The organism is Rhodovulum sp. PH10 (assembly GCF_000293785.1).
Classification (GTDB): Bacteria; Pseudomonadota; Alphaproteobacteria; order Rhizobiales; family Xanthobacteraceae; genus Rhodoplanes.
In genome coordinates, this window is record NZ_AKZI01000079.1 from 38419 (window position 1) to 56441 (window position 18023).

At 69.4% G+C, this 18023-nt stretch carries 15 protein-coding genes; 7 read left to right on the forward strand and 8 right to left on the reverse strand.

The window, feature by feature from the left end:
• Nucleotides 1-89: 89 nt before the first annotated feature.
• The gene (locus tag A33M_RS13315) at nt 90-1133 is read right to left on the reverse strand and encodes a lysylphosphatidylglycerol synthase domain-containing protein (protein ID WP_008387904.1); all 1044 of its coding nucleotides are present in this window, start codon (nt 1131-1133) and stop codon (nt 90-92) included.
• Nucleotides 1134-1507: 374 nt separating this feature from the next.
• On the opposite strand from A33M_RS13315, the gene A33M_RS13320 reads away from it, so the two are divergent.
• A complete protein-coding gene (locus A33M_RS13320) occupies nt 1508-2311 on the forward strand; it encodes an enoyl-CoA hydratase (protein ID WP_040620545.1) in 804 nt (267 codons plus the stop codon).
• 330 nt (nt 2312-2641) lie between these two features.
• On the opposite strand, the gene A33M_RS13325 is transcribed toward A33M_RS13320, so the two are convergent.
• Together A33M_RS13325 and A33M_RS13330 are read right to left on the reverse strand one after the other, a co-directional pair.
• A complete protein-coding gene (locus tag A33M_RS13325; protein ID WP_040620547.1) occupies nt 2642-3886 on the reverse strand; it encodes an argininosuccinate synthase in 1245 nt (414 codons plus the stop codon).
• A 228-nt stretch (nt 3887-4114) separates the two neighbouring features.
• Nucleotides 4115-4402 (reverse strand): hypothetical protein, encoded by a 288-nt coding sequence (locus A33M_RS13330; protein WP_008387912.1) that lies wholly within the window; start codon nt 4400-4402, stop codon nt 4115-4117.
• Between the two features lie 238 nt (nt 4403-4640).
• Here A33M_RS13330 and A33M_RS13335 point away from each other — a divergent pair, with 238 nt between their 5' ends.
• Nucleotides 4641-5576, forward strand: a complete 936-nt coding sequence (locus tag A33M_RS13335) for a 3-keto-5-aminohexanoate cleavage protein (protein WP_008387914.1) — start codon at nt 4641-4643, stop codon at nt 5574-5576.
• 331 nt (nt 5577-5907) lie between these two features.
• Here the strand turns inward: A33M_RS13335 and nth are convergent, their stop codons facing one another.
• Complete coding sequence (nth, locus tag A33M_RS13340; RefSeq protein ID WP_008387917.1) at nt 5908-6687, reverse strand: endonuclease III; 780 nt, start codon at nt 6685-6687, stop codon at nt 5908-5910.
• A 46-nt stretch (nt 6688-6733) separates the two neighbouring features.
• Here nth and A33M_RS13345 point away from each other — a divergent pair, with 46 nt between their 5' ends.
• Together A33M_RS13345 and A33M_RS13350 are read left to right on the forward strand one after the other, a co-directional pair.
• A complete protein-coding gene (locus A33M_RS13345; RefSeq protein WP_008387919.1) occupies nt 6734-7381 on the forward strand; it encodes a DUF2244 domain-containing protein in 648 nt (215 codons plus the stop codon).
• Nucleotides 7382-7391: 10 nt separating this feature from the next.
• On the forward strand, nt 7392-8303 hold the full coding sequence (locus A33M_RS13350; RefSeq protein WP_008387921.1) for a bifunctional helix-turn-helix domain-containing protein/methylated-DNA--[protein]-cysteine S-methyltransferase: 912 nt from the start codon (nt 7392-7394) through the stop codon (nt 8301-8303).
• Between the two features lie 52 nt (nt 8304-8355).
• Here the strand turns inward: A33M_RS13350 and ubiA are convergent, their stop codons facing one another.
• Complete coding sequence (gene ubiA / locus A33M_RS13355) at nt 8356-9279, reverse strand: 4-hydroxybenzoate octaprenyltransferase (RefSeq protein WP_040620548.1); 924 nt, start codon at nt 9277-9279, stop codon at nt 8356-8358.
• A gap of 13 nt (nt 9280-9292) precedes the next feature.
• On the reverse strand, nt 9293-10183 hold the full coding sequence (locus A33M_RS23970; protein WP_157223460.1) for a hypothetical protein: 891 nt from the start codon (nt 10181-10183) through the stop codon (nt 9293-9295).
• 147 nt (nt 10184-10330) lie between these two features.
• Between A33M_RS23970 and A33M_RS13365 the strand changes: the two genes are divergently transcribed.
• Nucleotides 10331-11128, forward strand: a complete 798-nt coding sequence (locus A33M_RS13365; RefSeq protein ID WP_008387930.1) for a 16S rRNA (uracil(1498)-N(3))-methyltransferase — start codon at nt 10331-10333, stop codon at nt 11126-11128.
• 125 nt (nt 11129-11253) lie between these two features.
• Nucleotides 11254-11718: a hypothetical protein gene (locus A33M_RS13370; RefSeq protein ID WP_008387931.1), complete on the forward strand. Its 465-nt coding sequence runs from the start codon at nt 11254-11256 to the stop codon at nt 11716-11718.
• Nucleotides 11719-11820: 102 nt separating this feature from the next.
• On the opposite strand, the gene argJ is transcribed toward A33M_RS13370, so the two are convergent.
• Both argJ and A33M_RS13380 read right to left on the reverse strand, forming a co-directional pair.
• The gene (gene argJ, locus A33M_RS13375) at nt 11821-13059 is read right to left on the reverse strand and encodes a bifunctional glutamate N-acetyltransferase/amino-acid acetyltransferase ArgJ (protein ID WP_008387933.1); all 1239 of its coding nucleotides are present in this window, start codon (nt 13057-13059) and stop codon (nt 11821-11823) included.
• Between the two features lie 384 nt (nt 13060-13443).
• A complete protein-coding gene (locus tag A33M_RS13380; RefSeq protein WP_008387935.1) occupies nt 13444-14472 on the reverse strand; it encodes a peptidylprolyl isomerase in 1029 nt (342 codons plus the stop codon).
• 336 nt (nt 14473-14808) lie between these two features.
• Here A33M_RS13380 and secA point away from each other — a divergent pair, with 336 nt between their 5' ends.
• Entirely contained in the window at nt 14809-17607 is a 2799-nt protein-coding gene (gene secA, locus A33M_RS13385) for a preprotein translocase subunit SecA (RefSeq protein ID WP_008387937.1), read from the forward strand.
• The last annotated feature ends 416 nt before the right edge of the window (nt 17608-18023 follow it).

An 18023-nucleotide genomic window follows, 5' to 3' on the forward strand; every position in this document is an offset into this window, starting at 1 on the left:
TTCTGCGGCGCAATGACTCTCGGCGAGGCGTTCGGCCAAACCTTCGTACCGGCTCGCGCATCGTGGCGATACCGATCGGCCGAGGCCGATCAGCCGAGGCCGCGGTCCTCGGCCTCGGCGCCGGCCGGAGCGCCCGCCCCCGGCCGTTCGGCGCCCTTCTTCGTCCGCGCCGCGGCCTTGCCGCCGAACGACAGCCACAACTCGCGCCCGCCGAGCACCAGCAGCGCGACCGCAAACGGCACCAGGTAATACAGCACCCGGAAGAGCAGGAGGCCGGCGAGCAGCTTCTCCTTGTCGTACTCCCACAGGGCGACCAGCATCGCCGCATCGAACACGCCGAGCCCGCCCGGCGAGTGGCTGGCGAAGCCGAGCAGCGTCGCCGAGACGAAGATCACCGCCACCGTGACGAAGCCGATATAGGGCTCCTCCGGCACCAGCATGTACATCGCCGCCGCGCAGCAGCCGAGATCGACGATGCCGATCAGAATCTGCACCAGCGTCAGCCGGCCGCTCGGCAGCGAGACCTCCCAGTTGCGCCGGCCGATCACCCGGTGGGTGCGCCACACCCAGCCGACATAGGTCACCAGCGCGGCGAGGATCACCACCGCCAAGACCCGGTTGACCCAGGGCGGCACCTGATTGATGGCGGAGGCCGCCTCCGGCGCCCAGGCGATGCCGAGCCCCAGCACCGCGGCATTGCCGAGCCAGAAGGTGAAGCCGGCGATGAAGCACAGCTTCGCCACCTCTATCGCCGAAAGGCCGTAGCCCGAATAGATGCGGTAGCGCACCGCGCCGCCGGTGAAGGCGCTCGCCCCGACATTGTGGCCGACCGCGTAGCTGGTGAAGCCGGCGAGCGCGGCGACGTGATACGGCACGTCGGTGCGGCCGATCGTGTGCAGCGCGAACACGTCGTACATCGTCAAGGTGAAGTAGCCGAACACGACGAAAGCGAAGGAGAGCAGCACCTCGTGCAGCGAGTAGCCGCGCAACGCGACGAAAACCTGATGGAAATCGATGCCGCGCAGCGTGTGGGTCAGCACCACGGCGGCGATCACGATGACCGCGAGGCTCACCAGGATGCCGACCCGGTTCCAGCCGATCTTGCGGTCGAAGGCCTCCAGGGCCGCGCGCAACGATGGATACATTCTCGTCCAGACGCTCCCGGCAGCTCCGACGATGCGGGTCGCATCACACGAACCATGCGAACCCGAACAGAAGGTTTACGCCGGCGTCTCGTGCTCGGACGGAACGCGTGGCGAGCGGCTCCGGCCGTGCGGCTCCCCGATGAACCGGCGGCCGGCCGTCGCCGTCCGGCTCTAACAGAACGACGGCGCGATGGCGAGCACCGCCTGATCGGGAGCGGACCCGGCGAAAACGCCGGGCGGCCGGGCTCCACCGGCCGCGATGGACAAGCACGGCGCCATCGGGGATGGTTTTACCGCACCGCACGCGAGCCGTGCGGTGTCCGTAAGATGTGTCGGCGAACGGCCGGACCAAGGGGGAAACGATGACGCAGGTGGCGACCGGCTCGGCCAAGGTGGTGGCGACCAAGGAAGGGGGCGTCGGCACGCTGACCTTCGACAATCGCGAGCGGCACAACGCGCTCTCGCTCGACATGTGGGAGGGCGCCGGCACCGTGCTGGAAAATTTCGCCGCCGATCCCGACGTGCGGGTGGTGGTGGTGACCGGGGCCGGCGGCAAGGCGTTCGTGTCGGGCGCCGACATCTCGCGGTTCGAGGACGAGCGGGCGAGCCAGGAGGCGTTCGAGCGCTACAATGCCGCGGTCGAGCGCACCAGCACGCTGCTGCACGAGTTCCCCAAGCCGACGATCGCAAAGATCCGCGGCTGGTGCCTCGGCGGCGGGGTGGGGCTCGCGGTGTGCTGCGACATGCGGCTGTGCAACGAGGCGGCGCGCTTCGCGGTGCCGGCGGCAAAGCTCGGCATCGGCTACGCCTACGAGGGCGTGAAGATGGTGGTGGACCTGGTCGGCCCCGCCTTCGCGAAGGAGATCTTCTTCACCGCGCGGCAGTTCACCGCCGCCGAGGCGCACGGGATGGGGCTGGTCAACCGGGTGCTGCCGGACGCCGAGCTCGACGCCTATGTCGCCGACTATGCCGCCACCATCGCCGGCAACGCGCCGCTGACGGTGGCCGCCGCCAAGGTGGCGATCCTGCAGGCGGTGAAGGACGAATCGCAGCGCGACCTCGCCCGCTGCGAGGCGATGGTGCACGCCTGCTTCGTCAGCGAGGATTACGTCGAGGGCCGCCGCGCCTTCATGGAGAAGCGCAAGCCCGCGTTTCGCGGAGCGTGAGCCGAGAAGGCGAGGCGTCGCCGGGCATCGGGAGATGCCACGGACGAGGGCCGCCTCCTCTGCCCGGCTCGCTCTCCCCGCGCGCGAGCTATGGGATTCACACAAAATGCCAAGCGTTTCAGTTGGAACTGCGCGACTCGATAAGCTCTCCGCCGTCATCGCCGGGCTTCGACCCGGCGATCCATCAAACCGAAAACAAAGACGCTTTTTGATTTCGATGGATGCGCGGGTCGAGCCCGCGCATGACGGATGCATGCATCCGAGGCGATGTGTGCATCCTGTAGCGCACGCGGGGAGAGGTGAAAGGCAGCGGCGGGAGCGGAAAAAAAATCAGCGCCCCGTCTTGCGCTTGTTGCGCTGGCCGAGCGTGCGCAGCCGCAGCGCGTTGAGCTTGATGAAGCCTTCGGCGTCGTGCTGGTCGTAGGCGACCGCGCCCTCCTCGAAGGTGACCAGCTCCTGGTCGTACAGCGAGTACGGGCTCTCGCGGCCGACCACGGTGGCGCTGCCCTTGTAGAGCTTCACCCGCACCCGCCCGGTGACGAACTCCTGGCTCTTGTCGATCGCCGCCTGGAGCATTTCGCGCTCGGGGGCGAACCAGAAGCCGTTGTAGAGGATTTCCGCGTAGCGCGGCATCAGCTCGTCCTTGAGGTGCATCGCCCCGCGGTCGAGCGTGACCGACTCGATGCCGCGATGAGCGGCGAGCAAAATGGTGCCGCCGGGCGTCTCGTACATGCCGCGCGACTTCATGCCGACATAGCGGTTCTCGACGAGGTCGAGCCGGCCGATGCCGTTCTTGCGGCCGAGATCGTTGAGTTTTGCCAGCAGCGTCGCGGGCGAGAGCTTTTCGCCGTCGATCGCCACCGCGTCGCCGCGCTCGAAGTCGATCGTGATGTAGGTCGGCTGGTCGGGGGCGTCCTCGGGATTCACCGTCCGGCTGTAGACATAGTCCGGCACATCCTGCGACGGGTCCTCGAGAACCTTGCCCTCGGAGGAGGTGTGCAGGAGGTTGGCGTCGGTCGAGAACGGCGCCTCGCCGCGCTTGTCCTTGGCGATCGGGATTTGGTGCTTCTCGGCGAACTCGATCAGCTTCGTGCGCGAGGTGAGGTCCCATTCGCGCCACGGCGCGATCACCGTCACGTCGGGCTTCAAGGCATAATAAGCGAGCTCGAAGCGGACCTGATCGTTGCCCTTGCCCGTCGCACCGTGACACACCGCGTCGGCGCCGACCTTTTCGGCGATCTCGATCTGCTTCTTGCCGATCAGCGGCCGGGCGATCGAGGTGCCGAGCAGATACTGGCCCTCGTAGACCGCGTTGGCGCGGAACATCGGGAAGACGTAGTCGCGCACGAACTCTTCGCGAAGGTCCTCGACGAAGATGTTCTCCGGCTTGATGCCGAGCAGCAGCGCCTTCTGGCGCGCCGGCTCCAGCTCCTCGCCCTGGCCGAGATCGGCCGTGAAGGTGACCACCTCGCAGCCATAGGTCGACTGCAGCCACTTCAGGATGATCGAGGTGTCGAGCCCGCCCGAATAGGCCAGCACCACCTTCTTCACGTCGCCCTTCGCACCCTTAGCCATTCGTCTTCGGCCGGACGGCCGCTCCTCGTCGCCGTGCCGCCGGGTTTTTCTCTCTCCGGCGCCGCCTCGGCCAATGAAAATCGCCGGCGGACTATAGGCGGACACGGGGTCGGCGCAAGCCGCCGCCGCGGCCGCCCGTCATGCGCGGTGCCGCAGGATGCGGAAAGGCCCGCCCGGAGCGCACCGGACGGGCCTTTCGCACATGAAGACCGTGGGTCGGGGACGAGGTCACCAGCCGTGGCACACCTTCACCGAGCCGACATAGGCGCCGAAGGCATTATAGCGCGGCACGAAGCGGCAGCCGCCATAGCCGTAATAGCCGTAGCCATAGGCCGGATGGCCCCAGGTGGAGGCGGCGGCGATGCCAATCGCGGCGCCGGCGATGCCCAGCCCGATCGCCGGGCCGAGGAATTTCGGCTTGGCGGCGGCCTCGCCGGTCGAGGCGGCGATCCCGCCCGCGAGGGTGACGGCGGCGAGCGCGACGGCGGCGAGCTTGGTCTTGAACGACTGGGTCATGGGGGTGGTCCTCTCGGTGTCGTGCGGTGTCGTCCGCACCTGTCCGTTGGTTTCCGCCCTGCCCGCCCCGGTTCGCCGGCCCAAAACCCGCGTGTGAGGCGGCTCACACGGTGCTTTCCAGCCGGGAGGATCGATGCCAGACTTCCCGGTATGCGCGTGCCGCAAGGCCGCGCTGCCCGAGGAGGGGACCGTTCGGTCCCGACAATCAAACAGACATCCCGAAGTGGAGCACCGAACCATGGCCGCCAAGAGCAAGGTCATCATCACTTGCGCGATCACCGGGGCGATCCATACCCCCTCGATGTCGCCCCACCTTCCGGTGACGCCGGACGAGATCGCGGCCTCGGCGATCGGCGCGGCGCAAGCCGGCGCCGCCATCGTCCATCTGCACGCCCGCAATCCCGAGACCGGCCGGCCCGACCAGTCCCCCGAGGCCTTTTCGAAATTTCTCCCGAAGATCAAGGCCGGCTGCGGGGCGATCGTGAACATCACCACCGGCGGCTCGCCGACCATGCTGGTGGAGGAGCGGGTGCGCCCGGCCGCCGTCCACAAGCCGGAGCTCGCGAGCCTCAACATGGGCTCGATCAATTTCGCCCTGTTTCCGATGCTGAACCGTTTCAAGGAGTTCAAGCACGAGTGGGAGCGGACCTATCTCGAGGGCACGCGCGACCTGATCTTCCGCAACACCTTCAAGGACATCGAGTTCGTCCTGAAGACCTGCCGGGAGAACGGCACCCGCTTCGAGTTCGAGTGCTACGACATCGGCCACCTCTACAATCTGGCGCATTGCCTCGACCGCAAGCTGGTCGAGCCGCCGCTGTTCGTGCAGTCGGTGTTCGGCATTTTGGGCGGCATCGGCACCCATCCCGAGGACGTGGCGATGATGCGCCGCACCGCCGACCGTTTGCTCGGGCCGGACACCTATCGGTGGTCGGTGCTCGGCGCCGGCCGCGCGCAGATGCCGATCGCGGCGATGTCGGCGGCGATGGGCGGCAATGTCCGGGTCGGCCTCGAGGATTCCTTGTGGATCGGGCCCGGCGAGCTCGCCACCTCCAACGCCCAGCAGGTCACGAAGGTGCGGCAGATCATCGAAGGTTTGGGCCTCGAGATCGCCACGCCAGACGACGCCCGCGAGATCCTCGCCCTCAAGGGCGGCGACAAGGTCGGGTTCTGAGGGCATGCGCGGCGGCGGCGGCGGCGAGGACCGCGCGGCGGCGGCGGCGCCTGCTCTCCCTCTCCCCGCCCGCGGGCTATGGGATGCACACAAGGGCAAAATGCCGGGTGTTTCGATCCGTGCTGCGGAAATCGCCAAAGATCTCCGCCGTCATCGCCGGGCCGGTCGAAGGCCGCGACCCGGCGATCCATCACATCGAACAAAAGAATGTTTTTTTCGACTTCGATGGATGCGCGGGTCGGAGCCCGCGCATGACGGAGGCATGCATTCGCGGCGATGTGTGCATCCCGTCACGCGCGGGGAGAGGTGAGAATCGGCAGGCGCCTCGTGATCAGGTCGCCGTCCCGGCCGACGGCACCGTCTTGTCGGGATAGCGGCACAGATCGGCGATCGGGCAGACCGGGCAGCGTGGGCGCAGCGCCGTGCAGACATAACGCCCGTGCAGAATCAGCCAATGGTGCGCGTGCAGACGAAAATCCTTCGGCACCACCTGCTCGAGCTTTTGCTCCACCTCGAGCGGCGTCTTGCCGGGCGCTAGCCCGGTCCTGTTGGAGACCCGGAAGATGTGGGTGTCGACCGCGAAGGTCTCCTGCCCGTAGGCGATGTTGAGCACGACATTGGCGGTCTTTCGCCCGACGCCGGGCAGCGTCTCCAACGCCTCGCGGGTCGCGGGCACGATGCCGCCGTGCTCGGCGATCAGCCGTTCCGACAGCGCGATGACGTTCTTCGCCTTGGTGTTGAACAGGCCGATCGTCTTGATGTAGTCGCGCAGCCGCGGCTCGCCGAGCGCCACCATCTTCTCCGGCGTGTCGGCCACCGCGAACAGGCCGCGGGTCGCCTTGTTGACGCCGGCGTCGGTCGCCTGCGCCGACAGGACCACCGCGACCAGCAGCGTGAAGGGATTGATGTGCTCGAGTTCGCCCTTCGGCTCCGGGTTCTTCTCGTGGAAGCGGCGAAACGCCTCGTCGATCTCGGCCGGCGTCCAGGCCGTCACGGCGGCCGCCTTCGGTGCCGCCGCAGCCTTCTTGCGGGTGGCTCGCTTCGGCGCCGGCGGTGTCGCGGCACTGGCGGAGGCGGCGGTCGCCGCCGTCGTGCGCGGCTTGCGGATCAAAGCACGTTCTCCCGTATTGTCATCGATCGACCCCCGAAAGCCGCCGATGACCGCCTTCGATCCGCCCCCCGATCCGGGACCGCCACATCCCGGCTTGCCAGATCCGGGCTTGCCGGACCCCGAGCCGACGCTGTTCTCGGCGGTCGTGACGCCGCACCGCTCGCTCGACCGCGCGGGCTTTGCCGCGCTGATGCTGGTGCTCGGCGGGGCGGGGGCGGCGCTCGGCGGGCTGTTTCTGGTCACCGGGGCGTGGCCGATCACCGGCTTTCTAGGCCTCGATGTCGGGCTCGTCTATTGGGCGTTTCGCGCGAGCTATCGCAGCGGGCGGGCCGCCGAGCACGTGGTGGTGACGCCCTCGATGCTGCTGGTTCGCCGGGTCGGCCCGACCGGGGCGATCGCCGAGTGGACGCTGAACCCGGTGTGGGCGAGACTGGACCGCGAGATCGATCCGGATTTCGGCACCCGCCGGCTGACGCTGGTGTCGCACGGGCGCAGGCTGGTGGTCGGGCACTGGCTGGCGCCGGCCGAGAAGGACACCTTCTTCGATGCGCTGGCCGGCGCGCTCGGGGAAGCGAGGCGCGGCCCGACCCGGAGCGGCCCGGCGGACGGACGAGTGGCGGACGAGAGGGCGGCGGAGGAGAGCGCGGCGGGGCCTTTCGGAAATCGGGTGGATCCCGAAGCCGGCGCCCCGTAGATCCGGTATCATGAGCACGATGAGCCTCACCGATCCCGTGGAAATCCTGCCGCCGCGCCGCACCGACTCGGCGCCGCTGCTGCGGGCAGCCGACGACTACGACCGGGTCCGTCGGGCGATCGCCTTTCTCGGCGAGCACTGGCGCACCCAGCCGGACATCGAGGCGGTGGCGAACGCCGCCGGCCTCTCGACCGACGGCCTGACGGCCCTATTCCGCCGCTGGGCCGGGCTCACGCCAAAAGCCTTCCTGCAGGCACTCACCCTCGACCATGCGCGAAAGCTCCTGCGCGAGTCGGCGAGCGTGCTCGACGCCGCCTACGAGGTCGGCCTGTCCGGACCGGGCCGGCTGCACGACCTGTTCGTCACCCACGAGGCGATGTCGCCGGGCGAATGGAAGGCGGGCGGCGCCGGCCTCGTGCTGCATTACGGCTTTCATCCCTCGCCGTTCGGCATGGCGGTCGTCATGGCGACCTCGCGCGGCCTCGCCGGCCTCGCCTTCGCCGACGCCGGCCACGAGGACGAGGTGCTCGGGGAGATGCAGGGCCGCTGGCCGAACGCCGTCTATGTGCGCGACCAGCCCGGCACCGCGCCGCTCGCCCGCCGGGTGTTCGATCCCGCGCTGTGGCGGCCCGACCGGCCGCTCCGCATCGTGCTGATCGGCTCGGACTTCGAGGTCCGGGTGTGGGAGACGCTGTTGAAGATCCCGCTCGGCCGGGTGACGACCTATTCCGACGTCGCCGGGACGGTGTGCAGCCCCAAGGCGGCGCGCGCGGTCGGTGCGGCGGTCGGCAAGAACCCGGTGTGCTTCGTGGTGCCGTGCCATCGCGTCATCGGCAAGACCGGCTCGCTCACCGGCTACCACTGGGGTCTCACGCGAAAGCGGGCGATGCTCGGCTGGGAGACCGGCCGGCGCGGCGACTGATTTTTCGACATCGCCGGCCGCGGGCTCCCCGGCCGGCGACCGACGTGCTCGGTCACAGGAGCGCGTCGAGGACGATGCCGGCGAACAGCAGCAGGCCGGCGTCGCGGTTCGAGCGGAAGCGCTTCAGGCAGTTCGGGTTGTCGGAGATGTCGACGGTCGCGATCTGCCAGCCGAGATGGCCGGCGAACGCCGCGAGCCCGAGCGCGAACCACACACCGGCGCCGGCGAAAAGCCCGGCGAGGCCGATCAGCACCACGGCAATTCCGTAAAGCGCCATCAGCGCCGGCTTGGTGCGCTCGCCGAACAGAAGCGCGGTCGACTTCACCCCGGCAAAAAGGTCGTCGGCGCGATCCTGGTGGGCATAGATCGTGTCGTAGCCGATCACCCAGGCGATCGAGCCGAGATAGAGCAGCACCGGCGCGACGTCGAGCCGGCCGAGCGCGCACGCCCAGCCCATCAGCGCGCCCCACGAGAAGGCGAGGCCGAGCACGCTCTGCGGCCAGTAGGTGAAGCGCTTCATGAAGGGATAGGCGGCGACGATGCCGAGCGAGGCGATGCCGGTCCAGATGGCGAAGCCGTTGAACTGGACCAGCACCAGGAAGCCGATCAGCGACTGCAGCACCGCATAGGCGAGCGCCTGCGACATCGTCACCGCGCCGGACGCGATCGGCCGCGAGCGAGTGCGCTCCACCCGCTTGTCGATGTCGTGGTCGGCGATGTCGTTCCAGGTGCAGCCGGCCCCGCGCATCACGAAGGCGCCGACGAAGAACAGCACGAGGTGCCAGACGTTCGGCAGCGGCCATCCGGCATGCACCGCGGCGAGCCCGGCCGACCACCAGCACGGGATCAGCAGGAGCCAGGCGCCGATCGGGCGGTCGAACCGCGACAGCCGCAGATAGGGCCGCAGCCACTCGGGCGCGCCGTGATCGACCCAGTTGCCGATCGAGTCGGCGACCCGCCCCTGCAATGTGCTCATTCCGTCCGTCCGTTCACCGTGCCAGAACGTTGCCCGTCAGCGTGTTGTAGGTGCCGTAGCCGGAATTCCCGCCGCTCGACGAGCCGACCGCCGAGCGCGACGTGCCGAGCACCTCGCTCAGCGTCTGCGGCCGCCGCGGGCCGGGCGCCGCGCCCATCTGGGCCGCGCCGTCGCACTGCTGGGCGACCTTGGCGAGATGGGTGCGGCCCTGCTCGAGCTGGGTCACCAGCTGCGCCGGGAAGCCGCAGCTCGACGCCTTGGCCTTCACGTACTTGGCGAAATTCGAGATCGAGGCGGCGAACGCCTTGATCGCCTTGCACTGCTCCTGCACCGGCGCCTTGCGGCTGCGGACGGCGTTGGCAGCGCGGCCGCGGCTGTCGGTCTCCTCCTTCAGCCGGGTGAAGTTGCGCACGCATTCCTGCTGGGCGGCGGACGGGCCACCGCCGCCGCCGCCGAAACCTCCACCGGCGCCCGGGATCGGCGTCATCGGATGGGCGCCCGCGGGCGGGAACGGCGCGACGCCGGCCTGCGGCGGGCTGGACGGCCAGGGCGCCGGCGCGCTCGCGGCCGGCGCGGTCGGGGCGGCCGATGCCGTCGCGGACGATGCGGGTGCCGACGCGGGAGCGGCGGCCGGGGCCGCCTGCTTCGGAGCCGCCGACGGCCAGGGGGCGTTCGCGGTCGGTTTGGCGGGGGTGCTGCTCGGCCACGGCGCGGTGCTGGTGGAGGCGCTCGACGAGGCGTCCGGCCAGGGGGATTGCGCGCTCGCCGGCAGCGCGGCGGCGACGAGCCCCGCGCCCAGCACCAGCGCCGCGATGGCGCGCGTTTCGCCCGACCGTACCGCCGGCCGCACCCCGATCGTCCGCCATTGCCGCCGACCCGGCCGTCCCGGTCGCGTGATCCGCATGTCGTTCCCCCTGTGCCCGCGTCGCGCGTCCCTCTAAAAGAGGCGCCGAATCCGGCGATAAGGCGGCGAAGTGCCGTCATTTCGCCCATCGTCGCAAGGCCGGCCCCGGCGATTCGTCGGCACGGGGCCTCCGGCGGGAGGGAGCGCATGGCGCGCTACGACTTTCGCGAGCCCCGGCTGTTCGTCGAGGCGCCGCTCGTCCCCGGTGCGCGGGTCGCGCTCGAGGCACCCCAGCAGCATTATCTCGAGCACGTGCTCCGGCAAAAGCCGGGCGACCGGGTGCTCGCCTTCAACGGGCGCGACGGCGAGTGGCGGACCGTGCTCGCCGAGGCCGGAAAGCGCACGCTCGCGCTGGTGGCGGAGGCTTGCACGCGCCCGCAGCCGGCGCCGGGCGACCTCCTCTATCTGTTCGCTCCGCTCAAGCGGGCGCGGCTCGACTACATGGTGCAGAAGGCGGTCGAGATGGGCGCCTCCGGCCTCGCGCCGGTGACCACCCGGCACACCCAGGCCGAGCGGGTGAACGGCGCCCGCATGCGGGCGAACGCCATCGAGGCGGCCGAGCAGTGCGGCATCCTGACGCTGCCCGACATCTACGAGCCGGCGCCGCTCGCCGCCGCGGTCGGCGCGCTCGAGGCCGACCGCCGGCTGATCTTCTGCGACGAGGACGCTCCCGTGGCCGATCCGCTGGCGGCGCTCGCCGCCGTGCGGGATGCCGTCCGAGATTCCGCCCGGAACGAGGCAGGACCGGGCGCCGGCGTGCCGCTCGCCGTGCCGCTCGCGGTGCTGATCGGCCCGGAGGGCGGCTTTTCGGAGGACGAGCGGGCGATGCTGATCGCCCGCCCCGGGGTGATCCGCCTCGCGCTCGGTCCGCGCATCTTGCGCGCCGACACCGCAGCCGTCGCCGCGCTCGCGGTGGTGCAGGCCGTGCTGGGGGACTGGCGGTGACGCACGACCGCGCCGGTGCAGCCGCGCCACACCTCGTCGCCGACATGCGCGCCGGCGGGGCCTCTGGCCTTGACCCCCGGAAACCGGCGAGGCACCGTCCGGGTCGGGGAAGAGGGGGACCGACCATGCGCAGCCTCTTGCGCAGGACCGGTCTGGCGTTCTCGGCCGCTGCCGCGCTCACCTGCGCCGCAGCGGCCGAAAGCCGGGCCGCCAATCTGCTCGAGCTGAATTTCTGGATGTCCGGGCCGCGCTACGACGCCGTCGTGCCGCTGTGCGACGAGTCCTTTCCGCTGATCACCATCCAGGAGGACTTCGCGACCAAGGAGTCGCGCTTCTGGAACTCGCCGCTGACGATCGTCGGCTTCCAGGGCGTCCACGAGGTGTCGTTCATGCCGTGGGCGTCGGGCACCATCCCGCGCCGCTTCTGCACCGGAAAGGTCTTGACCAGCGACGGGCACTACCGGCCGATCCACTATTCGATCACCGAGAACACCGGCTTTGCCGGCGCGAGCTCCGGGGTCGACTGGTGCGTGACCGGGCTCGACCGCAACTGGACCTACAATCCCGCCTGCCGGATGGCGAAGCCGTAAGGCGGCTCGCGGCTCGCCGCTCTCCCTTCGCGCCTTGCGATCCGGAGCGCGCCACGCGGGGGTTGTCCGTGCGCGGCGCGTCCGATGGCGAAAAAGTCGGTATCAGGAGCGGTAGTCGCCATTGATGGCGATGTACTCCTTGGTGAGATCGCAGGTCAGCACGCGGTCGCGGCCCTTGCCGAGCCCGAGATCCACCTTCAGCGAAATCTCCGGCTTCTTCATCAGCGCCGACACCTCGGCCTCGTCATAGGCCGGATCGCGCTCGCCCTGGTGGGCGACGCGGACGCCGCCGAACCAGATCGACAGCCTGTCGCGGTCGGCCCGCTCGCCGGCCTTGCCGACCGCCATCACCACCCGGCCCCAGTTCGCGTCCTCGCCGGCGATCGCCGTCTTCACCAGCGGCGAGTTGGCGATCGTCATCGCGATCTTTCGCGCTGCCTTCTTGGAAGCCGCGCCCTCGACCACGATCTCGACCAGCTTTCGCGCGCCTTCGCCGTCGCGCGCCACTTGCTCGGAGAGGCTCGCCAGCACCGACAGAAACCCTTTGCGGAACTCGGCGAGCCGCGGATCGCCGATCCGGGTGACCCGCGCCGCCCCGCGCTTTTCGGCGGCGCCGGTCGCAAAGGCGAGCAGCGTGTCGGAGGTCGAGGTGTCGCCGTCGATCGTCACCGCGTTGAACGTGTCTTCCACGCCGTGCGCGAGCAGCGCCTGCAGCACCGGGGCGGCGATCGGCGCATCGGTGAACACGAAGCTCAACATGGTCGCCATGTCGGGCGCGATCATGCCGGCACCCTTGGCGATGCCACAAATCGTCACCGGCACGGTGCCGAGGTTCACGGTCGCGGTCGCGCCCTTCGGAAAGGTGTCGGTCGTCATGATGGCGCGGGCCGCCTCCTCCCACCGCCCGGCGGTCACCGCCGCCGCGAGGCCGTCCATCACCCCGGAGAATCTTTCGGCCGGCAGGGGCTCGCCGATCACCCCGGTGGAGGCGAGGAAAATCTCGCCGGACGGGCATCCGGTCGCTTTTCCGGTGATGTCGGCGGTCAGCGTCACCGCCTCGCGCCCCGAGCGCCCGGTGAAGGCGTTGGCATTGCCGGAATTGACCACCAGTGCCCGCGCCCGGCCACCCTTCAGCCGCGCCCGGCACCAGTCGACCGGCGCCGACGGGCATTTGGACTTGGTGAACACCCCCGCGACGGTGGTCGCGGGATCGAGCAGCGCCAGCAGCACGTCGGTACGCCCCGCATAGCGGATGCCGGCGGCGGCGGTCGCCACCCTCACCCCCTCGATCGCCGGCATGTCGGGAAAGCGCGCGGGCGCGAGCGGAGAGACGGCGGCCATCGGAAAAATCCTGGAAATGCGGCGCGAGTCGTCCCGCGCCCTGCGTGCCGGGTCGATTAGGAGCGCCGGCGGGCGGGGTCAAGCGTTTGGCGGCGGGACACAGTTCCTGCCCCGTTCCCACGCGCGGCCGTACGCTTCCCTCTCCCCCTATCGCGCTCGAGCACTCACACATCGCCTCGAACGCATGCGTCCGTCATGCGCGGGCTGCGACCCGCGCATCCATCGAAATCGAAAACGTCTATGCGTTCGGCGTGATGGATCGCCGGGTCTCGGCCTGCGGCCGGCCCGGCGATGACGGCTGAAATTCGGGAGCCCCGCCGGCCGGCGCGGGCTCCGGCCTCTCCCCGCGGTGCGGGGAGAGGCGAAGACGTCGGCGCATGCGCCTCACTTCTTCTCCGGCGCGGGCTTGCCCGCATCGGGCTTCGCCGCATCCGCCTTGCCGGCGTCCGACTTCGCGGCATCCGGCTTGGCGGCGTCCGGCTTGGCGGCATCGGCCGGCTTGTCGAGGCGGACGATTTTCGCGTCGTTGCGCAGCTTGTTCACGAGGTCGATCTGCGCCTTGCGGGTGACGAAGGTCTCGATCTGCTCCTTCACCTGCTCGAAGGTCGGCGGCTGGCGCTTGCGCTTGCCCTCGACCTTGATGATGTGCCAGCCGAACGAGGTCTTGACCGGCTCCGACACCTGGCCTTCCTCGAGCTTGAAGGCGGCCTCCGAGAACGGCGGCACCATCTGCTCCTTGGTGAACCAGCCGAGGTCGCCGCCGTCCTGCTTGCCGGGCGGGTCGTCGGTCAGCTCCTTGGCGACCTTGGCGAAGTCCTCGCCCTTCTTGATTCGGGCGAGCGCCGCCTTGGCGGCCTCCTCGGCCTTCTTCGCGGCCTCCGCGTCTCCGGCGTCGGGCACCCGGAACAGGATGTGGCGCGCATGCACCTCCTGCTCGTCGCCCATCTGCTTGAGCGCCTCCTGATAGACGTGGCGCATCGCCTCGTCGGAGGTGGCCTCGGCGCCGGTCTTGTCGAGCACCGCCTCCATCAGGGCCTTCTGGCGCAGATAGGCGAGGCGCGCCTTGAACTCCGGCGCGTCGGCGATCTTGTCGGCCTCGGCCTGCTTGGCGAGCAGCGTCATGTCGGTCATGTAGTTGACCAGCCAGTCGCGCTTGGCCTCCTCGGTGCCGGCGGGGATGGCGGCGCCGACATCCTTCTCGGCCTGGGCGAGGTCGCTCTGCCGGATCGGCGTGCCGTCGACGGTGGCGACCACCGGATCGCCGGCCGGCGCCGTCGCCTGCGCCGCCGGGGCGGCGGGGCTTTGAGCCTGCGCCAGCGCGACGCCGCCCGCCGGCACCAGCACCGCCGCCAGAAGCGCCGCAACGAAACCGACGCGCGCGCGCGCCGGACGGGACGAAGCAAGCGTGATCATCGAATATCCTTGAAAAGGCGGGCGTTCTCGCCCGATGCCCGGAACGGTCGACGCCGCCCTCGCGCACCGCGCGCCGGACCGCGTCCGGCGCCCTGCTATCGGTAAAGGACGGCATGATTGCGGCGTGTTTCGTCGACACGGCGGCAATTGACAAGCCCTGGACCCCCTCCTATCTCTCGATCGCTCGCCGGTGCGTCCCACAAGGGTTTTTCGTCGTCGCACCTCGGCCGTCCCACGCGCCGCTCTCCGTCGGCCGCTGCGGGACCGAGGGCCGCTCGGCCGGCGTCCTCGGGCCGGCCGCCGTCCTCCGCGGCCTCAGATGTAAGGATCTCCGGCATGTTGGGCGCCGTCGTCCGCAAGCTGTTCGGAACGTCGAACGATCGTCGTATTCGCGCCTACCGCCCCCGTGTCGCCGAGATCAATGCTCTCGAGGCCGAGGTCTCCGCCCTCTCCGACGAGGCGCTGCGCGCCCGGACGGACGCCTTCCGCAAGGAGCTGGCCGAGGGGAAAACCCTCGACGACCTCCTGGTGCCCGCCTTCGCCACCGTCCGCGAGGCGGCCAAGCGCGCGCTCGGCCAGCGCCACTTCGACGTCCAGCTGATCGGCGGCATGGTGCAGCACGAGGGCCGCATCTCCGAGATGAAGACCGGCGAAGGCAAGACGCTGGTCGCGACCCTGCCGGTCTATCTCAATGCGCTGACCGGCCGCGGCGTCCACGTCGTCACCGTCAACGACTACCTCGCCTCTCGCGACTCCGAGTGGATGGGCCAGGTCTACCGCTTCCTCGGGCTGACCGTCGGCGTGATCGTGCACGGGCTCGACGACGAGCAGCGCAAGGCAGCCTATGCCTGCGACGTCACCTACGGCACCAACAACGAGCTCGGCTTCGACTATCTGCGCGACAACATGAAGTACCGCGTGGAGGACATGGTCCAGCGCGGCCATGTGTACGCGATCGTCGACGAGGTCGACTCGATCCTGATCGACGAGGCGCGCACGCCGCTGATCATCTCCGGCCCGCTCGACGACCGTTCCGAGTTCTACAACACCATCGACGCCTTCATTCCCCGCCTCGACAAGGAGGACGTCGACCTCGACGAGAAGCAGCGCACCGTCACCATGACCGAGGCCGGCATGGAGAAGATGGAGCGCATGCTGCGCGAGGCCGGCCAGCTCAAGACCGACTCGCTCTACGACGTCGAGAACGTCTCGGTGGTCCACCACGTCAACCAGGCGCTGCGCGCCCACAAGCTGTTCCAGCGGGACAAGGACTACATCGTCCGCAACGGCGAGGTGGTGATCATCGACGAGTTCACCGGCCGCATGATGCCGGGCCGGCGCTACTCGGACGGGCTGCACCAGGCGCTCGAGGCGAAAGAGCGCCAGCCGATCCAGCCGGAGAACCAGACGCTCGCCAGCATCACCTTCCAGAACTACTTCCGCATGTACGAGAAGCTGGCCGGCATGACCGGCACGGCGCTGACGGAAGAAAGCGAGTTCATGGACATCTACGGCCTCGAGGTGGTCGAGGTGCCGACCAACCTGCCGATGGTCCGCATCGACGACGACGACGAGGTCTATCGCACCGCCGGCGAGAAATACCGGGCGATCATCGAGGTGATCGAGGACTGCAAGCAGCGCGGCCAGCCGGTGCTGGTCGGCACCACCTCGATCGAGAAGTCCGAGCAGCTCGCCGACATGCTGCGACAGCGCGGCTGGGAGTCGCACGACTTCTCCGACCCGCACGCCTTCGCGGCGCTCTATTCCGGCGACGAGGGCGGCAGCCATCCGAAGGTGTTCGCCATCCTCAACGCCCGCTATCACGAGCAGGAGGCCTACATCGTCTCGCAGGCGGGCGTGCCCGGCGCGGTGACGATCGCCACCAACATGGCCGGCCGCGGCACCGACATCCAGCTCGGCGGCAATGCCGACATGCGCATCAAGGTCGAGCTCGCCGACGTGCCGGAGGGCCCCGAGCGCGAACAGAAGATCGAGTCGATCAAGGCGCAGATCGCCCGCCTGAAGGAGAAGGCGCTGAAGGCCGGCGGCCTCTACGTGCTCGGCACCGAGCGCCACGAGTCGCGCCGCATCGACAATCAGCTGCGCGGCCGCTCCGGCCGCCAGGGCGACCCCGGACATTCGAAGTTCTTCCTGTCCCTCGAGGACGACCTGATGCGCATCTTCGGGTCGGACAAGCTGGACGGCATGCTGCGCCGGCTCGGCCTCAAGGAGAACGAGGCGATCGTCCATCCGTGGATCAACAAGGCGCTGGAGAAGGCGCAGCAGAAGGTCGAGGCGCGCAACTTCGACATCCGCAAGAACCTTCTCAAGTACGACGACGTGATGAACGACCAGCGCAAGGTCATCTTCGAGCAGCGCATCGACTGGATGCGCGACGAGGTGACCGCCGAGATCGTCGCCGACATGCGCCGCAGCGTGATCGACGATCTGGTCTCCAAGCACGTGCCGGAGAACGCCTATCCCGAGCAGTGGGACACCGCCGGCCTGAAGGAGGAGCTGTCCCGGGTGCTCGGCCTCGAGCTGCCGGTCGACGACTGGGCGAAGGAAGAGGGCATCGCCGACGAGGAGCTGATCGCCCGCATCGAGCGCCACGCCGACGAGCACATGGCGGCCAAGGCCGGCCAGTGGGGCCCCGACGTGATGCGCTACGTCGAGAAGTCGATCCTCTTGCAGTCGCTCGACCACCTGTGGCGCGAGCACCTGGTGATGCTCGACCATCTGCGCAACGTGATCGGCCTGCGCGGCTACGGCCAGCGCGATCCGCTCAACGAGTACAAGGCGGAGGCGTTCGCCCTGTTCGAGCAGCTGAGCCAGGGGCTGCGCGAGGCGGTGACGGCGCAGCTGATGCGGGTCGAGATCGTCCAGCAGCCGGAGGAGCCGCCGCCGCTGCCCTTCATGGAGGCGCAGCAGCTCGATCCGGCGGCGATCGGCATGGGCGACGAGGAGTACGTCCCGGCCGATGTCGACGTCCGCTACGGCGCCGGCCAGGCGGCCGCCCCCACCATCGAGCGCGATCCGAAGAACCCCGCCACCTGGGGCAAGGTCGGCCGCAACGAGGCCTGCCCGTGCGGCTCCGGCAAGAAGTACAAGCACTGCCACGGCCGCTACGCGTGAGCCCGGCGTCCGGCAAAACGGACGTTTCGTGCGTTTCCGGCCGATTTGCTCCCGCGTTCACCTTCGCCCACGGAGAGAGAGGGTCGGCGAGCATCGGACGGCGGCCGTAGCCGAAGTCCGCATCGCAAGACTGCCGATTTCGGGTGAACCGAAATCGGTGAGCCGGATCGACGGGCGGATTCGCCAATGATACGAACGGCGACAGAGTTCGCCCCTCGTCCTGAGGAGCACTCCGCAGGAGTGCATCTCGAAGGGCGAGGCCACGGAGCGCACCTCATCCTTCGAGACGCCGCCTTCGGCGACACTCGGGATGAGGTCGTCGTTTCCCGCGGTTGGCATGGTTCGCTCGACATCCCCCTCACCCGGACCGCTCTGCGGTCCGACCTCTCCCCGCAAGCGGGGAGAGGTGAAGCGCC

Excerpts from the sequence above, each read along its gene's own strand:
- A33M_RS13320 (WP_040620545.1), top strand. The coding sequence starts at position 1,508 with ATGACGCAGGTGGCGACCGGCTCGGCCAAGGTGGTGGCGACCAAGGAA.
- A33M_RS13325 (WP_040620547.1), bottom strand. The coding sequence starts at position 3,886 with ATGGCTAAGGGTGCGAAGGGCGACGTGAAGAAGGTGGTGCTGGCCTAT.
- A33M_RS13330 (WP_008387912.1), bottom strand. The coding sequence starts at position 4,402 with ATGACCCAGTCGTTCAAGACCAAGCTCGCCGCCGTCGCGCTCGCCGCC.
- A33M_RS13335 (WP_008387914.1), top strand. The coding sequence starts at position 4,641 with ATGGCCGCCAAGAGCAAGGTCATCATCACTTGCGCGATCACCGGGGCG.
- A33M_RS13345 (WP_008387919.1), top strand. The coding sequence starts at position 6,734 with ATGACCGCCTTCGATCCGCCCCCCGATCCGGGACCGCCACATCCCGGC.
- A33M_RS13350 (WP_008387921.1), top strand. The coding sequence starts at position 7,392 with ATGAGCACGATGAGCCTCACCGATCCCGTGGAAATCCTGCCGCCGCGC.
- ubiA (WP_040620548.1), bottom strand. The coding sequence starts at position 9,279 with ATGAGCACATTGCAGGGGCGGGTCGCCGACTCGATCGGCAACTGGGTC.
- A33M_RS23970 (WP_157223460.1), bottom strand. The coding sequence starts at position 10,183 with ATGCGGATCACGCGACCGGGACGGCCGGGTCGGCGGCAATGGCGGACG.
- A33M_RS13365 (WP_008387930.1), top strand. The coding sequence starts at position 10,331 with ATGGCGCGCTACGACTTTCGCGAGCCCCGGCTGTTCGTCGAGGCGCCG.
- A33M_RS13370 (WP_008387931.1), top strand. The coding sequence starts at position 11,254 with ATGCGCAGCCTCTTGCGCAGGACCGGTCTGGCGTTCTCGGCCGCTGCC.
- argJ (WP_008387933.1), bottom strand. The coding sequence starts at position 13,059 with ATGGCCGCCGTCTCTCCGCTCGCGCCCGCGCGCTTTCCCGACATGCCG.
- A33M_RS13380 (WP_008387935.1), bottom strand. The coding sequence starts at position 14,472 with ATGATCACGCTTGCTTCGTCCCGTCCGGCGCGCGCGCGCGTCGGTTTC.
- secA (WP_008387937.1), top strand. The coding sequence starts at position 14,809 with ATGTTGGGCGCCGTCGTCCGCAAGCTGTTCGGAACGTCGAACGATCGT.